The organism is Halolactibacillus halophilus (assembly GCF_900115605.1).
Classification (GTDB): Bacteria; Bacillota; Bacilli; order Bacillales; family Amphibacillaceae; genus Halolactibacillus; species Halolactibacillus halophilus.
Window position 1 is genome coordinate 1 of record NZ_FOXC01000080.1, and the last position, 2,232, is coordinate 2,232.

Consider the following 2,232-nt stretch of genomic DNA (forward strand, 5'->3'; position numbering starts at 1 on the left):
AGCTCCGCAATGACATTAATAAAACGATTGTTTTGCGGGTCTGGTTGAACGTGCTTCACATTGTAACGATTTCCTAAATATTGCGGATGATCAATAGCTATATAGTGCTTATCCGTTGGGATATAATCTTGCATGGGATCTCGAATAGTAATTGTGATATCAGATAATGTACCATTCGACTTGGCCAATTCAACATCTTTCATCCACACTTCGTCAATCTTAGCCATGCATTTATACAGAGTTTTCTTTTCTTGTTCACCCGGTTCTGGTCCTGTATTGGGTGCGTATTCATAAAAAATAGTGGATGTCCGCAATTGACCGCTATGCAACCGAGGCGGTTTATATTCAAATTTCCGCAATTCAGACACCCCCTATTGTTGTCGTAGTGGTTGTTATATCCTCTTTCGCAAACTCCATGTCTAAGCCAAGACTGAGAATGTCACTCAAGAAGTTGTCATCAAAGTATTCAACCGCATCATTGTAAGCATATCGCGTACGTTCAAACACCAATTCTTTAGCTCGATTATCAATATCTGTTGTACCGTTAATATCAAACTCACCACAACTGCTGTTTATTGCCGAAACAGAAAAGGACAACAATCGTTTTAAATTGTCGTCCTCACCACTATGAGAAATATGCATTCTGTTTTTAAATTCGTCTACGATTGTCTGCGTGATTTCTAACAATCACATCACCCCATTATGCGCCAGTCGTTGTCGTTGTTGTGCTAGTACTTGTGGTTGTAGTTGTATTGTCACTAGTATTGAACTGGATATTCAAGTCATATAGCAGCGCTGTTTTATTATCTTCTGGCTTACCGTTAGCGAACTGCTTAATTGTGTAAAGCATAGCATCCTCAATAGCTAGTGTTTGATCATATTTATTTGTCTTATACCCACCTGCAACCGCAGCAAGATACTTATCTTTAACAAAGAATAATGATTTATTTTCTGGAATCTCTTCTGACTCTACAACTTTAATATTATACGGCAGAGACGTAACCCACTGTCCGTTTGGTGTTTGAATAGTATTTCTTGCCTGTACACTAATAGCGTCAGTTGGATTGACAACCATCACAACTCTATTTAAAACCTTACGAGACTTACCAGATGCATCTGTTGATAGAGCTTTAATAACATCATGCAATTCACCAGCTACAATTTCACCTTTTTCTGATGGTGCAAAAGTAAGAGTACCAGATGACGTTTTTTCTGTAACAGCTCCAGTTTCTCCATCAACGTTTTTCATTAGTCCAATAGGCTCGTGTTGATTTGGACCGCGACCATTTACTAGTCCGTATTCTAATCCTACAGAGTAAGATTCAACTAGTAGAGTACGAACATAACGCTCTACCCAAACAGGACCTAATTCCAACATATCCTTTGGAATTACAGCGAATGCAGTTAATTTCAATTGACCAATTTGTTCTTCGCTAAACGCTGAGCTAACTTGTCCCTTAATACTACCAAACAGTTGTCCCCATGCATAAGCTTTGGTTGGATCCGATTTGATAAATCGTGTTACAGCTCCTAGGTCTCGTAGACCGATTGCTTGAAGTAATGGATGTGCCTCCACAAGATCTTCAAAAACACGCTCTTGTGTAGTAACCGGCAAGATAGAATCCTCGTTAAAACCACCTGATGTCACAACTTCATTAAAAAACTTTTTTTCTTCAGAAGTAAGAACGTTTTGACCTCGAGATGATAAAATCTGCGCATCCATTTGTTGAGTGCGTACTTCTGCAGTAATTTTCTCTGTTAAATCTTCAGCAAGAGCTGTCTGCATTTCATCCCATGCAGTTGCAAGTTTTTCTTGGTCTTGCTCCTCAGCTTTGACCAATTCCATATACGCTTCTTTTTTGGCTTGAAAATTATCCATTTTACCTTTTAACTTAATTGTCATTTTTCATTCCTCCAGTATTTTTTAAATTAAAAAAAGAACCCTTTTCGTTTTAACTGCTTTGTTGCAGTTGATGTAGGTTCATTTTGATTAATATTATTTTCTTTTAATTCATTCAATATTTCTTTCTTAAACTCAGTAAACATATCCTTTACAGTTTCTTTATCTAACGGCTGTTCAAGTTTACCTGGAACTGTGTTTAATTTACCTTGTCTTATACCATCAATGACTTCTTGCGGTATTAAATTTGAAACACTAGCACTTGCTGTGAGTTTGATTTCATTTTCAAACATAATTTCATCAACTAGACCTTTTTCTAGGGCGTCTTGAGG

Annotated in this window: 3 protein-coding genes and 1 pseudogene; all 4 read right to left on the bottom strand. The window is 37.4% G+C overall.

The window, feature by feature from the left end:
* Positions 1-359 (bottom strand): phage head-tail adapter protein (locus tag BM098_RS13135; RefSeq protein ID WP_089834102.1); only part of this gene is annotated, 359 nt, incomplete at its 3' end.
* 1 nt (position 360) lies between these two features.
* Positions 361-642 carry a hypothetical protein gene (locus BM098_RS13140; protein ID WP_089834106.1) on the bottom strand — a complete coding sequence of 94 codons (282 nt, stop codon included), beginning with the start codon at positions 640-642 and terminating at the stop codon, positions 361-363.
* Between the two features lie 58 nt (positions 643-700).
* Entirely contained in the window at positions 701-1,903 is a 1,203-nt protein-coding gene (locus BM098_RS13145) for a phage major capsid protein (RefSeq protein WP_089834104.1), read from the bottom strand.
* A 26-nt stretch (positions 1,904-1,929) separates the two neighbouring features.
* Positions 1,930-2,232: pseudogene (locus BM098_RS13530) on the bottom strand (head maturation protease, ClpP-related); the annotation flags it as partial.

Excerpts from the sequence above, each read along its gene's own strand:
- BM098_RS13140 (WP_089834106.1), bottom strand. The coding sequence starts at position 642 with ATGCATATTTCTCATAGTGGTGAGGACGACAATTTAAAACGATTGTTG.
- BM098_RS13145 (WP_089834104.1), bottom strand. The coding sequence starts at position 1,903 with ATGACAATTAAGTTAAAAGGTAAAATGGATAATTTTCAAGCCAAAAAA.